The 13,123-nt window shown below is 74.3% G+C and carries 17 protein-coding genes; 8 read left to right on the plus strand and 9 right to left on the minus strand.

All coding sequences use genetic code 11. The features are described 5' to 3' along the window. Positions 1–6: 6 nt before the first annotated feature. The 3 genes from PV410_RS21815 to PV410_RS21825 all read left to right on the plus strand — a co-directional run bounded on the left by PV410_RS21815 (position 7) and on the right by PV410_RS21825 (position 2,556). Positions 7–639 (plus strand): nucleoside/nucleotide kinase family protein, encoded by a 633-nt coding sequence (locus tag PV410_RS21815; protein ID WP_500326912.1) that lies wholly within the window; start codon positions 7–9, stop codon positions 637–639. Positions 640–691: 52 nt separating this feature from the next. Next, the gene (locus PV410_RS21820; RefSeq protein ID WP_500326914.1) at positions 692–1,714 is read left to right on the plus strand and encodes a GNAT family N-acetyltransferase; all 1,023 of its coding nucleotides are present in this window, start codon (positions 692–694) and stop codon (positions 1,712–1,714) included. A 251-nt stretch (positions 1,715–1,965) separates the two neighbouring features. Next, a complete protein-coding gene (locus tag PV410_RS21825) occupies positions 1,966–2,556 on the plus strand; it encodes a lytic polysaccharide monooxygenase auxiliary activity family 9 protein (protein ID WP_500326915.1) in 591 nt (196 codons plus the stop codon). Here PV410_RS21825 and PV410_RS21830 read toward each other — a convergent pair. The 4 genes from PV410_RS21830 to ltaE all read right to left on the minus strand — a co-directional run bounded on the left by PV410_RS21830 (position 2,529) and on the right by ltaE (position 6,965). Then, positions 2,529–3,425 (minus strand): SDR family oxidoreductase, encoded by an 897-nt coding sequence (locus PV410_RS21830; protein ID WP_500326917.1) that lies wholly within the window; start codon positions 3,423–3,425, stop codon positions 2,529–2,531. The genes PV410_RS21825 and PV410_RS21830 overlap by 28 nt on opposite strands. A 90-nt stretch (positions 3,426–3,515) precedes the next feature. Continuing rightward, positions 3,516–4,778, minus strand: a complete 1,263-nt coding sequence (locus tag PV410_RS21835) for an RICIN domain-containing protein (RefSeq protein ID WP_500327186.1) — start codon at positions 4,776–4,778, stop codon at positions 3,516–3,518. Positions 4,779–5,075: 297 nt separating this feature from the next. Further along, positions 5,076–5,723: a L,D-transpeptidase family protein gene (locus PV410_RS21840; protein WP_500326919.1), complete on the minus strand. Its 648-nt coding sequence runs from the start codon at positions 5,721–5,723 to the stop codon at positions 5,076–5,078. 168 nt (positions 5,724–5,891) lie between these two features. Then, on the minus strand, positions 5,892–6,965 hold the full coding sequence (gene ltaE / locus PV410_RS21845; RefSeq protein WP_500326921.1) for a low-specificity L-threonine aldolase: 1,074 nt from the start codon (positions 6,963–6,965) through the stop codon (positions 5,892–5,894). 207 nt (positions 6,966–7,172) lie between these two features. Here ltaE and PV410_RS21850 point away from each other — a divergent pair, with 207 nt between their 5' ends. After that, positions 7,173–8,117, plus strand: coding sequence for a DMT family transporter (locus PV410_RS21850; RefSeq protein ID WP_500326923.1), 945 nt, complete (start codon positions 7,173–7,175; stop codon positions 8,115–8,117). Positions 8,118–8,160: 43 nt separating this feature from the next. Here PV410_RS21850 and PV410_RS21855 read toward each other — a convergent pair whose 3' ends face one another. Together PV410_RS21855 and PV410_RS21860 are read right to left on the minus strand one after the other, a co-directional pair. After that, positions 8,161–8,340, minus strand: coding sequence for a hypothetical protein (locus PV410_RS21855; protein WP_500326924.1), 180 nt, complete (start codon positions 8,338–8,340; stop codon positions 8,161–8,163). A gap of 38 nt (positions 8,341–8,378) precedes the next feature. Next, the gene (locus PV410_RS21860; RefSeq protein ID WP_500326926.1) at positions 8,379–9,068 is read right to left on the minus strand and encodes a hypothetical protein; all 690 of its coding nucleotides are present in this window, start codon (positions 9,066–9,068) and stop codon (positions 8,379–8,381) included. Positions 9,069–9,158: 90 nt separating this feature from the next. On the opposite strand from PV410_RS21860, the gene PV410_RS21865 reads away from it, so the two are divergent. Continuing rightward, the gene (locus tag PV410_RS21865; RefSeq protein WP_500326928.1) at positions 9,159–10,154 is read left to right on the plus strand and encodes a DNA polymerase Y family protein; all 996 of its coding nucleotides are present in this window, start codon (positions 9,159–9,161) and stop codon (positions 10,152–10,154) included. On the opposite strand, the gene PV410_RS21870 is transcribed toward PV410_RS21865, so the two are convergent. After that, positions 10,127–10,339 carry a hypothetical protein gene (locus tag PV410_RS21870; protein ID WP_500326930.1) on the minus strand — a complete coding sequence of 71 codons (213 nt, stop codon included), beginning with the start codon at positions 10,337–10,339 and terminating at the stop codon, positions 10,127–10,129. The two genes, PV410_RS21865 and PV410_RS21870, sit on opposite strands and share 28 nt — an antisense overlap. A 203-nt stretch (positions 10,340–10,542) precedes the next feature. On the opposite strand from PV410_RS21870, the gene PV410_RS21875 reads away from it, so the two are divergent. Together PV410_RS21875 and PV410_RS21880 are read left to right on the plus strand one after the other, a co-directional pair. Then, positions 10,543–10,767, plus strand: coding sequence for a DUF397 domain-containing protein (locus PV410_RS21875; RefSeq protein WP_500326932.1), 225 nt, complete (start codon positions 10,543–10,545; stop codon positions 10,765–10,767). Between the two features lie 203 nt (positions 10,768–10,970). Continuing rightward, complete coding sequence (locus tag PV410_RS21880) at positions 10,971–11,195, plus strand: DUF397 domain-containing protein (protein WP_500326934.1); 225 nt, start codon at positions 10,971–10,973, stop codon at positions 11,193–11,195. Positions 11,196–11,251: 56 nt separating this feature from the next. Here the strand turns inward: PV410_RS21880 and PV410_RS21885 are convergent, their stop codons facing one another. Further along, positions 11,252–11,446, minus strand: coding sequence for a hypothetical protein (locus PV410_RS21885; RefSeq protein ID WP_500326936.1), 195 nt, complete (start codon positions 11,444–11,446; stop codon positions 11,252–11,254). Positions 11,447–11,607: 161 nt separating this feature from the next. Here PV410_RS21885 and PV410_RS21890 point away from each other — a divergent pair, with 161 nt between their 5' ends. Continuing rightward, positions 11,608–12,657, plus strand: coding sequence for a CobW family GTP-binding protein (locus PV410_RS21890; protein ID WP_500326938.1), 1,050 nt, complete (start codon positions 11,608–11,610; stop codon positions 12,655–12,657). Here the strand turns inward: PV410_RS21890 and PV410_RS21895 are convergent. Continuing rightward, a complete protein-coding gene (locus PV410_RS21895) occupies positions 12,642–13,100 on the minus strand; it encodes a hypothetical protein (RefSeq protein WP_500326940.1) in 459 nt (152 codons plus the stop codon). The genes PV410_RS21890 and PV410_RS21895 overlap by 16 nt on opposite strands. Between the last annotated feature and the right edge of the window lie 23 nt (positions 13,101–13,123).

Consider the following 13,123-nt stretch of genomic DNA (forward strand, 5'->3'; position numbering starts at 1 on the left):
GGGGGCGTGCGACTGACGCCTGTGACCTGGGAACGGCTGACCGAGGCTGTCGTGGACCGCGTGCTGGAGCTGAAGCCCGACGACGGCGGCGAGCGTCCCAGGGTCGCGATCGACGGGGCCCCGGCCACGCGCCCGGACGCGCTGGGGGAGGCGCTGGCGCAGGCGCTGCGGCTCAGTGGCCGGCCGGTCGTGCGGGTGCGGGCGCAGACCTTCTGGCGGCCCGCCTCGCAGCGCTACGAAACGGGGCGCCACGACTCCGACGCCTACTACGAGCGCTGGCTGGACACCGGGGCCCTGTGGCGGGAGGTCTTCGATCCGCTCGCGCCCGGAGGCACCGGGCGGGTGCTGCCCTCGTTGCGGGACCCGGTGACCGACCGTGCGACGCGGGCCGGGTACGAGGAACTCCCGCCCGGGGGCGTGCTGTTGCTGGAGGGTGCGCTCCTGCAGGGTTACGGCTTCCCCTTCGACCTCTGCGTCCACCTGCGGATGTCGGGGGCGGCCCTGGCCCGCCGCACACCGCAGGACGAGCGCTGGACGCTCCCGGCGTACGCCCGCTACGAGCAGGAGACGGCGCCCGGGGAGACCGCGGACGTCCTGGTGCACACCGACGACCCGCGGCACCCGGCCTGGACCGGGTGACCCGGCGGCCCTTGCCGCCGTACCGCCGTGACCGTTACCGTCGCGGACCACCATGACTGTCGCCATCGCTCCGCTGACCACCGAGCACGTCCCCGAGGCAGCGGCCCTCCTCGACCGCTGGCACGCCAGGGCCCGCAAGGCGCTGCCCCACCAGTCCGGCCGGACCACCGCGCCGCCGCCGGGTGAGGAACTGCTGGGCAAGATCCTGGCCGAGCCGCGCGTGGAGGCCGTCCTCGCCCGGGGCGGTGACGGGGCGCTCACCGGCTACCTCGCCGCGACCCCGCTCGACCTCGCGGAGGACGACCGCGCGGGCTTGCGCGCCCACCCGCGCTCCGCGCTGGTCTCGTACGGGGGGCACGCGCTGCGCGGCGGCCGGGACGGGGTGCGGGAGGACGTGCTGCGCGGGCTGTACGCGGCGGTGGCCGCGCGCCTGGTCGCGGAGCGCCGGCCGGTGCACTACGTGGACCTCCCCGCCGACGAGGCGGTCGCCTCGGCCTGGTTCCGCTCCGGCTTCGGTCTGGAGCGGGTGCGGGGCCTGATGGCGGTGCGGCCGCGCGGGCGGCAGCCGCGCGGTGTGGACGCGCTGTCGGTGCGCCGCGCGGGGCCCGGCGACCTGGACCGGATCGGGCGGATGGCGGTGGAGGCGGCACGCGCGGACCGCGGGACTGCGGTGTTCCGGCCGCAGCCCGAGGGGGCGTTGGCGAGGCTGCGGACGCACTACGCGCCCGCACTGGCCGATGCGCGCTGCGGGGCGTGGGTCGCCGCCCGCAGGGGCGAGGAGATCGGCATGGTGGTGCTGACACCGGCGGCGCCGGGCCCCGTCGTGCCCGACGGGTGCGTGGAACTGGCCGAGGCGTACGTGACCCAGGCCGCGCGGGGCGAGGGCATCAGCCGGGTGCTGCTCGCGACGGCGCTGGCGTGGGCGTACGACAGCGGCTACCGGCACATCACGGCCAGTTGGCCGGCGCTTTCGCCGGTGTCGGCGGCGCACTGGCCGGAGGTGGGCTTCCGGCCCGTGGCGTACCGGCTGCAGCGGGTGCTGGACCCACGCATGTGCGGGACACCACAACGTTGACAAGTTTGAGTGGCACGAAGCACTCCTCTTTCACTGTTAAACTAGTTTCAGATCGCCCGGCGGACCCAGGAGCGTCCGCGGCGAACCCCCAGCTGCCCCGGCCAGATCCCCCCGTCCTGGCCGGGGCTTCCCTTTGTTTTTGGTCTAGACATGACCAACTCATGGGAGTACCTTCGCTCTTGGTCTAGACCTAGTGCCTGCGGGCTGCGCACTGCTCTCAGAACTCCCCCACGTTCTCCGAGGAGCGAAGCATGCACAGGAAATTCGGCGCCGCCGTCGTCGGCCTGGGCCTCGTCGGGCTGTCCGTGCTCGGCACCGGCAGCGCCTGGAGCCACGGCTACACCGACGCCCCGATCAGCCGTCAGAAGGTCTGCGCCAACGGCACCGTGACCAACTGCGGCGACATCCAGTGGGAGCCGCAGAGCGTCGAGGGCCCCAAGGGCTTCCCGTCCTCCGGCCCGTCCGACGGCACCCTCTGTGCCGGCGGCAACAGCCGGTTCGCCCAGCTCGACGACCCGCGCGGCGGCACCGGCTGGCCCACCACGAAGGTGACGTCCGGTCAAAACTACAGCTTCCGGTGGCAGTTCACCGCCTCGCACGCCACCAGCGACTTCAAGTACTACATCACCAAGCAGGGCTTCGACCCCAGCCGGCCGCTCACCCGCTCCGCGCTGACCCTGACACCGTTCCTGACCGTCAACTACAACGGCGCCCGGCCGCCCGCCACGGTCACCCACCAGGGCACCATGCCCAGCAGGACCGGACGGCACATCATCTTGGCCGTCTGGTCCGTGGCGGACACCGGCAACGCCTTCTACGCCTGCTCCGACGTGCAGTTCTGACCCTCCGGAGCGGGCCGGCGGCCGAGCAGCCGCTCCTGTACGGCGTCGGCGGCACCGCCGCCGGCGCCCGACCGCTCCGTGCCGCCCGTGCCGCCGGTGCGGGCGGTGCGGGCGGCACGGACCCGTGTCCCGCCGTCCACCACCAGCTCGGCGCCGGTGACCCAGGCCGCCTCGTCGGAGGCGAGCCAGCGCACGGCCCGGGCGACGTCGCCGGGTTCGCCGATCCGTCCCATCGGCAGCGCGGCGGCGATCGCGCGCTCGGCGTCCTGCCACACGAAGCGCGCCATCTCGGTGCGCACCAGGCCGGGGGAGACCGCGTTGACCCGCACCGCCGGGCCGAGTTCGCCCGCGAGCTGCGCCGTCAGGTGCAGCAGCGCCGCCTTGCTGGTGCCGTAGGCGCCGACGTTCGGCCCGACGTGCCCGGCGCCCTCGGTGCAGACGTTGACCACCGCGCCGCCGTGCTCGCGCATCCAGGCCCGCCACGCCAGCTGGGTCAGCCGCAGGGGCGCCTCGACGTTGACCGCGAACGCGGCCCGCCACTGGTCCGGGTCGGCCTCCACGAGCGGCCCGTACGGGCGGTTGGTGGCGGCGTTGTTGACCAGGACGTCCAGGCCGCCGAGCGCGCGCACCGCGAGCGCCGCGCACTGCGCGAGGTGGCCGGGGTCGGCGACCGTCCCGGCCAGGGTGGCCACGGTGTGCCCGGCGGCGCGCAGCCGCCCGGCCGCCGCCTCCAGCCGGACCGGGTCGCGGGCGGTCAGCAGGATGCGCGCGCCCGCGGCGGCCAGTTCCGCGGCGACGGCCAGCCCGATCCCGCCGGACGCGCCGGTGACCAGCGCCGCGCGTCCGGCGAGGGGGAGGGGTTCCGTCATGAGGTGACCCTGTCATGACGGTCCGTCAGTTTCCAGTGCGCCGATCTGAGTTCAGGGGCGCGGCGGTCAGCGGGTCAGCTGAGCGGGTGGTCAGGGGGTCAGCGTCCACTTCTGGTTGGCGCCGCCGGTGCAGGTCCACAACTGGAGCCGGGTGCCGTTGGCGGAGTTGTTGCCGGTGACGTCGAGGCACTTGTTCGCCTGCGGGTTGACGATGTCGCGCGCACCGGAGAGGACCCACTTCTGGTTGGTGCCGCCGCCGCAGTCCCACAGCTGCAGCTGGGATCCGTCGGCGGTGCCGAAGTCCTTGACGTCCAGGCACTTGCCCAGGGCGCGCAGGGTGCCGTCGGAGGCCGCGGTCCACTGCTGGGCGGCGGTGCCGTTGCAGTCGTAGAGCTGGACGGGGGTGCCGTTGGCGGGGTTGGCCCCGGCGACGTCGACGCACTTGCCGGCCAGGCCCGTGATGCGGCCCGTCGTGCCGCCCCCGCCCCCGCCCCCGCCGTCGGAGGTGGTGACGCGGACGTAGTCGACGGCCAGCTGCTGCGGGAAGGCGGTGCTGCCGTCGGGGTCGCCCGGCCAGTAGCCGCCCACCGCGAGGTTGAGGATGACGAAGAACGGCTTGTTGAACACCCACGGGCGGCCGCCGAGGTCGGCCGGGGTGCGCCGCTGGTAGACGGTGCCGTCGACGGACCAGCTGATGGCGTCCGGGCTCCAGTCGACGGCGAAGGTGTGGAACGCGTCGGCGAAGGCCTGGCCGCCCGGCAGGGTGTAGCCCGCCCCGATGCCGCCGGAGCCGAAGTAGTCAGGGCCGTGGATCGTGCCGTGGACGGTGCCGGGCTCGAAGCCGACGTTCTCCATGATGTCGATCTCGCCGCTGGCCGGCCAGCCGACGTTGCCGATGTCGTTGCCCAGCATCCAGAACGCGGGCCACATGCCCTGGCCGCGCGGGATCTTCATCCGGGTCTCGACGTGGCCGTAGGTGGTGGTGAAGCGGCCCGAGGTGTTGAGCCGGGCGGAGGTGTACTGGCAACTGCCGTACCAGCACTGGTAACCGGCGGGGTTCTCCCTGCGGGCGGTGATGACGAGGTGGCCCTGGCCGTCGAGGGCCGCGTTGCGGTTCCCGGCGGTGTAGTACTGCCGTTCGTGGTTGTTGACGTTGTCGCCGGTCTCGATCTGCCACTTGCCGCCGTCGACGGCGCTGCCGGCCGCGCCGTCGAACTCGTCGGCGAAGGTGGTGACCGCGGCGGTGGCGGCGGGGGCCGCGGGGAGGGGATGGCCGGTGGGGCCGGTGGTGGTGAGGGCGGCGAGGGCAAGGAGCCCGGCGGTGGCGGCGGTGAGCAGGCCGCGGGCGCGCACGCGTCGGCGCGGGCGGGGGCGTGGGGGGAGTGCCTTCACAGGGGGCTGCCTTTCGGGGCGGTCGTGGGGGTGACGGACGGAGGGCCGGGTGTGGTAGCGCTAGTCATGCACCTGACATTTCTTGCACCCTCGTGCGTGGGGGCACGGGATCCCCGTCCGGGTGAGTTCAAGACTTAGTTCACGCCGTGATTGAACTGCCGCCCCCAGGCGCCGTCAAGAGGTCTGGACCAAGAAGGGCGGGCGGGGCCGTGCGGAGCCCCGCCCGGTCCCGCCCGCCCCTGCCGGCGCCGCGGCGCGTCACGTGCCGGGCTTGCGCCCGTACACGTACACGTCGTCGCCGTTCTTCAGCAGGCTCCAGTACTTCTTGGCGTCCCCGCTGCGCATGTTCACGCAGCCGTGCGACCCCGGCGGCGACCACACGCTGCCCGCGATCGAATGGAACGCCTGCCCGCCGTCGAAGAACTGGCTGTAGGGCATGGCCACGTTGTAGAGCGTCGACCAGTGGTCCTTGTGGCGCCAGTAGATCTTCTTGGCACCGGTGCGCGTCTCGTAGCCGTTGCGGCCCGTCCGCACCGGGACCGGCCCGAACTTCAGCTTCTTGCCGTCCTGTATCCAGCTCAGCTGCCGCGTGAGGTCCACGCACGCGATCCGCCCCTTGTTCGTGGGGCACTTGCCGGCCTTGTTGGGATTGCCGCCCGCGGCCTTCTGGGCGTTCATGATCTTCATGACGCCCCAGGTCACCGGGCCCGCGTAGCCGATGTTCGGGGATATCCCGTTCTTCGTCTGGAAGGCGCGTATCGCCTTGCAGTCGGCCGCCGACTGCTTCCCGTCCACCGGCCGCCCCAGGAACTTCTCCACTTGCTTCTGGTACGGCCCCTTGCTCGTCGTGCACGACGACGCGGCCTGCGCCGTGCCGCCCCCCGCCACGACCGGTGTCACGGCCATCACCGCCACCGCGAGGGCGGCCCCCGCCCGGCGTCCCGCTGACGCTCCCGCTCTCATCGCTTCCCCTTCCCCGTCGAGGCCGTCGCGCGACGACCTCACCCCCTAGGACACGCGGGAGGCACCGGAGGTTGCGGAACGACCGGTGCGGGAAAGGGAGATGGCGGGCCGTCAGCCGTGCGCGGCGCCGTCCAGGGCCTCGCGGACGATGCGTACGGCCTCCTCCGTGTCGGCGCGCGACACGTCCAGGTGGAAGACGAAGCGCAGCCGTCCGGGGTAGCCGGCGCAGTGCAGTCCGCGCCGCGCGAGGCGCTCCTGCACCTCCTCGGCGGACAGCCCCGGCGCCGGCTCGGCGAAGACCATGTTGGTCTGGGAGTCGCCCACGACCAGACCGGGCACGTCCTTGATCCCCTCCGCGAACAGCGCGGCGTTCGCGTGGTCCTCGGCGAGCCGCGCCACCTGGTGCTCCAGCGCGTACAGGGCGCCCGCCGCGATGATGCCCGCCTGCCGCATCCCGCCGCCGAGCGCCTTGCGCCAGCGCAGCGCCCGCGCCACGAACTCCCGGCTGCCCAGGAGCGCGGAGCCGACCGGTGCGCCCAGGCCCTTGCTGAAGCAGACCGAGACGCTGTCGAAGTAGCCGGCGATCAGCCGCGCCTGCTCGTACGGGTCGCCGCCCGCGGCGACCGCCGCGTTGAACAGCCGGGCCCCGTCCAGGTGCGTGGCCAGCCCGTGCTCACGCGCCAGCCCGGTCGCGGTCCGCAGGTAGTCCGTGGGGACGACCCGGCCGCCGATGGTGTTCTCCAGGCACAGCAGCCGGGTGCGCGGGAAGTGCGGGTCGTCGGGCTTCACCGCGGCCGCGATGTCGGCCGGGTCCAGCGTCCCGTCCTCCCGGTGGGGCAGCGGCTGCGGCTGGATCCCGCCGAGCACGGCACCGCCGCCGCCCTCCCAGCGGTACACGTGCGCCGACTGCCCGGCGATGTACTCGTCACCGCGGCCGCAGTGCGTCAGCAGCGCGCACAGGTTGCTCTGCGTCCCGGACGAGACGAACAGCGCGGCCTCGAAGCCGAGCCGCTCCGCGATCCGGTCCTGGAGGGCGCGCACGGTGGGGTCGTCGGCGAAGACGTCGTCGCCCACCTCGGCCTCCGCCATGGCGCGGCGCATGTCCGCGCCGGGCCCCGTGACGGTGTCGCTGCGCAGGTCGATGACCCGTCCGGGCTGCTCATCGGTGACATCAGTGATCGGCATGCGTTCACCCTGCCATGCCCGCCCTTCGGTAGGATCGTCGGGTGAATTCCCACTGGCACGTCGTCCTTCCGCCGCTGTGCGCCTGACCGGGCGCACTCACTGACGACTCGGACCCCCACCCCCGGCAGGCCGCCCGGCCGCCAGGGGCAGGTGTGGTGCGCCCGTTCCGGATCCGTTTCCTCCGATTCGTGACGAAAGGCCATCTCCGTGCCGGACAGCACCCCCTCCCTCGCCCCCGCACGCCCGCTCGCGCCCGGCGCCGTCGGCCCCCGGCCGCGGTTCGTCCAGGGCGCGCTGCCGATCCTCGCCGCCGCCCTGCTGTGGGGCACCACCGGCACCGCCGCGTCCTTCGCGCCCGCCGGTGCCCCGCCCGCCGCGGTCGGAAGTGCCGGACTCACCCTCGGCGGGCTCCTGCTGCTGGCCGGGGCCAAGGGAGCGCGGACCCTGCTACGCACCGCGGGGCGCGGTGGAGGAGCCCTGCTCGCCGTCGGCGCCCTCGCCGTCGCCGGTTACCCGCTCTCCTTCTACCCGGCGGTCTCGCGTACCGGGGTCGCCGTGGCCACCGTCATCGCCCTGGGCAGCGCGCCCGTCTTCACCGGGCTGCTGGCCTGGGCGGTGGGCCTGCACCGCCCGAGCCGCCGGTGGGCCGCCGCGACGGCCGTGGCCGTCCTCGGCTGCGGGCTGCTGGTGCTCGGCGGCGCGGACGCCGGTCCCGCCGCGCGCACGGACGCCGCGGGGGTGGCACTGGCGGCGCTGGCCGGGCTCTCGTACGCGGTGTACTCCCTGGTCGGCGGGCACTTCATCGGACGCGGGCAGGCGCCGGGCGCCGTGATGGGAGTGCTCTTCGGGTCCGCCGGTCTGCTGACCCTCCCGGTGGTGCTCGCCGCGGGCGTGGTGTGGCTCGGCACGCCGAGGGGCGCCGCGGTGGTCCTGCACCTGGCGGTGCTGACGACCTTCCTGGCCTACCGGCTGTTCGGGCGCGGACTGCGGCACACACCGGCCTCGGCCGCGACCACGCTCACCCTCGCCGAGCCCGCCGTGGCCGCCCTGCTCGGGGTGGCCGTCCTCGGGGAGCGGCCCACGCCGCTGTCCTGGGCGGGGCTGGCCGTCCTCGTCCTCGCCCTGGCGGTGCTGTCCCGCAGGGATCGCTGACGGACGGACGGACGGGCGGACGGCGCGGGTCCGCGCCGGCGGTTCACTTGGGCGGGATGTCGTCCATGCGCTCGCCCTCCGCCTGGGAGGGGGTCGTCCGGGGAACGTCCGGGTGGATCTCCATCGTGCTTCGCTCGGCGTCGTCGTAGATCCGTTCGCCCTCCGCCTGGGAGGGGGTCTCGGCGTAGAGGTACGGATCGGCGTCCGAGGACGTGGACTTCATGGCGGACCTCCTACGGTCGCTGCCTCCATCCTGCTCCCTCAGGCCCGGCGGGGCGAGACCAGGAGGAACGCCCGCCGCCGCCGGTCGTGGTGGAGGGTGCACTGCCAGCCGTACCCCTCCAGGACGCCCTGGCACCGGGCCAGCTCGGCCTCGGCCGTGCCGGGGGCGTCCCCGGCGGGGGAGTGCCAGGACACCTCGGCGACCCCGCTCTGGGCGGCGGGCGCGACGGCGTAGCCGGCGGCCGGGGGACGCCCGGCGGTGCCGCGCGCGGACGGTGGCCTCCCGGCCGCCTCCAGGGCCAGGGCCACCGCGTGGACGTGGCGCTCGCGTTCCCAGGGCGCGGGCCGCGTGGTGTCGCCGTCCTGCAGGACGCGGCGGATCTCCAGCAGCCCCGACCAGGCCGATGCGACCTCGGCGGCGCGACCGGGGGCGGGGGCTCCCGTGCCGTGCCCGTCGTCGGCCGCGAAGCCGCGCTCGGCGGGCTCCTGGCGAGGTTCCGGCTCCGTCCCGGGCGTCGCCCCGGTGTGCGGGTGGGGGAGCTCCACGCGCGCCAGTTCCGCGCGCACCCGGCGGCCCTCCTGGGTGAGGTACCAGCCGCCGGTGCGGCCGTACCGCACGGCGAGGCCCTGCCTGGCCAGCGCCGCGCAGGTCGGTTCGCGCGCGCCCAACTGCCCGGTGTTGGCGTCGGACTCCAGCAGGGCTCGGCGCTGCACGGCGGTCAGGGTCATGCGACGACCCTATGAGCCGGACGCGGGGCCCTGGAATGCCCTACACTCGAATTCGAGCAGTTGTTCGAACGAGGTGGAGGCGGGCAGACCATGGTCGAGGCCGAGCCGCACCAGGACCCCGGGCCCTGCGTGCTCTACATCCGCTGCGGCGGGACCGACCCGGCGACGCTCGCGGCGCTGGCCGGGCTCGTCGGCCAGTTCACCCCCGTTGTCCGCGCCGAGCCGCCGGACGCGGTCGTGGCCGACGTGCGCTCCGCGGTGAGCTTCTACGGGCTGCTGCCCGAGCAGCTCGCCCTCATGATCAGCACCCGGGCCTCCGCCCTGTACGACGTGGGCCTCACGATCGGCGTCGCCGGGAGCCGCACGGTCGCCGCCATGGCCGCGTACGACGTCCTGGTCGGCCGGATCCGGGCCGTCGACTCCGACTCGCGGGCCGTCGCCGACTTCCTGCGCGCCAAGCCGGTCGCGGCGCTGCCCGGGATCACGGCGGAGGCCGTCCGTGCGCTGGTCGCGGCCGGGCTGGACACCGTCGGCAGGGTCGCCGCCGCGCCGCTGCCCGACGTCCAGGCGATCCTCGGCGCCGCTCCCGGACGCGGCGTGTGGGAACGCGCGCACGGTCTCGACCCCGCCCCGATCACCCCCGAGCACCCGCCCGGCTCGCTCGCCGCCGACCGCCTGTTCACCGCCGACGCCACCGACCGGGGCGCGCTGAGCCGCGCCGTCCTCGAACTCGGGCTCGGTCTCGGCGACCGGCTGCGCAGCACCGGACGCACCGCCACCGGCCTCACCCTGACCGTGCGGCTCGCCGGCGGCTCGTCCGTCAGCCGCAGCCGCACCCTGCCGGAGCCCACCTCCGACCCCGGTGAACTCGCCGAGGCCGCCTACGCCATGCACGAGGCCCTCGGCCCGCACGGCGACCCCGTGCGCGCAGTGGCCCTGCGGGCCGAGGGGCTGTCCGCCGCCGACCCGCGGCGGTCCCGTCCCGTGCCGGTGGGGGCGGTCCGGGGCCGGGCCGTGCTGCCGTCGACCTTCGCCGATCCGCCCGCGCCGGGCCCCGCTCAGGAGGAGCGCCGGCTGTCCTCGTGAAGCGCCTCCAGCACGGCGGCCATCACCTCTGCGCCGTCCAGCGGACGCGGCAGCGGGCCGCGCCGGGCCCGCGCCATGTCCGCGAAGCACGCGTCGCACACGGCGAGCGGGAGGTGGCGGATACCGCAGTCGCGGACGGTGTCGTCCTCCCGCCCGCAGACATCGCACCCCGAGGATGTCGCCATGTGTTCGATGGTGCCCCGTCCCGGCGTTTCGCGACAGGGCGCGACCGAATGGCGACGTGTCGTCAGCAACCCCTCGGCCGTGGGTACTTGAGCTGGTACGGGGCTGCGTCGTGATCACGGGCAGGGCGCCGGTTGCGAGGTGGGAGGGACGGGATGAGGGTGGGAAGGGGGAACATCCGATCGAGATCCGAACGGAGCTTCTCATGCAAGCGAGGAAGACCGAACTTTACGCGCGTGACCTGACGGAAGCGCGCTGGGTCAAGAGCAGCAAGAGCCCCTACCGGACGGACTGCGTGGAGGTCGCGGAGCTCGCCGACGGAGCCGTCGCGATCCGCGACTCGAACAACAGCGACCTGCCACCGCTGCGGTTCACCGCGCAGGAGTGGACGGCGTTCCGGGAGGGCGTGCGCGACGGCGAGTTCGGCTAGGGCTCATCGCGTCCCACCCCGCTTGACGGGCCGGCCCGCCGAGGCCGGTCGACCGCCCTGGTGAGCGGGCCCGTCAAGCCGGGATCGCCGACGGCTCCGTTGCCCCCCGGGGGCGGCGGCCGCACCCGCATGGTTGCGCGGAGGCAGGGGTCGGAGTGAGGGTGGGGAGGGAACATCCGCACGAACCTCGAACGGAGGTTCTCATGCGAACGAGAAAGGCCGACCTCTACGCGCGGGACCTGAGGGAAGCGCGCTGGGTCAAGAGCAGCAAGAGCGGCTACCTGCCGGAGTGCGTCGAGGTGGCGGACCTCGGCGGTGGAGCCGTCGCCATCCGTGATTCCGAGAACAGGGACCTGCCGCCCCTGCGCTTCACCGCGCAGGAGTGGACGGCGTTCCGGGAGGGTGTGCGCGAGGGCGAGTTCGGTTAGCACCCGGCACGTTCCTCGGTGCCCGGCGGGCCGGCGGACCGGCCCGCCGAACCGTGTCAGCCGTCGCCCAGCACCCGGAGCGTCTGAGCCCGCAGCGCGCACGCGACCGTGCCCTCGCGGGTGCGCCGCAGCTGTGGTTCCGTCGCCGGGTGCCGCCCGGAGATCAGGTCGACGATGCGGTACGCCGTCTCCTCGTCCTCCGCGGCGATGCACACCAGGACCGTGCCGCGGTCCGCCTCCTGCTCCGCCATGGGCGCCTCCTCCGTCGTAGAGCCATCCCCGTGGACGCCTCGGAAGACCGCGCGGCCCCCGCCCCGGTTCTGCACCGGGGGCCGGTTCACCCGCACGAAGCACCTCGGGGTGCGCGGGGCTTACGATGAGGGGCCGGCAGCCCGTACCCGGAGAGGAAGCCTTGGCCAAGCAACGGATTCCGGTCGTCGTCATCGCGGGATTCCTGGGCTCGGGAAAGACCACGCTCCTCAACCACCTCCTGCGCAACAGCGGCGGTACCCGCATCGGCGCGATCGTCAACGACTTCGGCAGCATCAACATCGACGCGCTCTCCGTCGCCGGCCAGGTCGACTCCATGGTCGCCCTCGACAACGGCTGCCTGTGCTGTGCCGTGGACGCCACGGAGATGGACGACATGCTCGCCAGGCTCTCCCGTCCGCAGGCCCGCATCGACGTCATCGTCATCGAGGCGAGCGGTCTCGCCGAGCCCCAGGGCATGATCCGGCTGCTGCTGGCCAGTACCGACACCGCCATCACCTACGGCGGGCTGGTCGAGGTCGTCGACGCCGCCGAGTACGAGGCGGTACGCGCCCGGCACCCCGAACTCGACCGCCATGTGCGGGCCGCCGACCTCGTCGTCCTGAACAAGACCGACCGCGTCGGCGCCGCCGGCCGTGAACGGGTCCGCGAGGCACTGGCCGCCGTGGCCCCCGGAACACCGCTGGTCGAGGCCGCCCACGGCCGTGTGGACCCCGCCCTGCTCTTCGAGCCCCGGCCGCGCGCGGCCGACGGCACGGCCGCCCGCCAGCTGTCGTTCGACGAGCTGTACGCGGACGACGGGCACGAGCACCACGCGGACGGCGACCACACCGGCCATCTCCACGCGGCGTACGACAGCGTGGAGTTCACCTCCGAGGCGCCGCTGCACCCGCGCCGGCTGATGGAGTTCCTCGACGGCAGGCCCGCGGGCCTGTACCGGATGAAGGGCTTCCTGCGCTTCGCCGCACCGGCCCACGAGCAGAAGTACACCCTGCACTCCGTCGGCGGCTTCCTGCGCTTCCTGCCGTCCGTCTGGTCCCGGGACGAGTCCCGCGCCACCCGGCTGGTGATGATCGGTGCGGGCCTCGACGCGGCCGCCCTGCGCAAGGGCCTCGACGCCTGCGTCGCCGACCCTGGCGAGGAACTCCCCGCCGACGCCATGTTCGGCGTCCTGCGCTACGTCCGTCCCTGACGCCCCCTGCCCGAGGCCGCCCGCCGGGCGGCGGCGCAGCCGCACAGCACGGCGGCGGTGAGCGGCACCATCGTCGCCAGGACCGCCGCCGCCCGCGCCCCGGGACGGCGGTCCGTGGCCATGTGAGTCCCCCACGCAGTCCGCACCACGCCCACCACCTGCCCCGGGCTGCCCGCGTGGCGCACCTTCACCGGCTCCGGTGACGGATCCCGGCCCGTGACGGCCTCCAGCGGCACGCCCGTGCACTGCATGGGGGCGCGGCCGCGTTCGGGGCGCTGCTCGCACCCGGTCAGCACCATGCGTACCTCGCGGCCGATCACCCCGGTCTCGTACGCGCCGTGGGCCGCGGTGAAGGCGGTCACCGCCAGCAGGAACACGGTCAGCAGCGACCACGCCACGGCCGCAGCCGCGGCGGCGCCCCGGGTGCGCCGCTTGGTGATCACACCCTCAGCGTAGGACGGCCCGG

The organism is Streptomyces sp. PA03-5A (genome assembly GCF_033792725.1).
Lineage (GTDB): Bacteria > Actinomycetota > Actinomycetes > Streptomycetales > Streptomycetaceae > Actinacidiphila.